1 pseudogene is annotated in these 226 nt (G+C 34.1%); it reads right to left on the reverse strand.

What is annotated here, in order from left to right:
- A pseudogene (locus tag ACRHOC_RS15420) lies at window positions 1-226 on the reverse strand (hypothetical protein); the annotation flags it as partial.

Genomic DNA, 226 nt, shown 5'->3' on the forward strand with positions numbered 1-226 from the left:
AATAAAGTCTCTATTAATATGGCTTACATGGTTAAGTGTGAGCGCAGATTCATACAACTTTTTTTCCTTTTTTGTTTTGCCTATTTTCTCTGCATATTGGGCCAAGTAATATGTACGCAGAAGTGATTCTGGAGTTAATCTTTTCGCTAATTTCCCAATTTTCTGTGATGATTCAATATCATCACGCTTATCAGCTATTCCAACAACATTCTTGAATTCTTCTTCC

It is taken from the genome of Winogradskyella poriferorum (genome assembly GCF_050618035.1).
Classification (GTDB): domain Bacteria; phylum Bacteroidota; class Bacteroidia; order Flavobacteriales; family Flavobacteriaceae; genus Winogradskyella; species Winogradskyella poriferorum_A.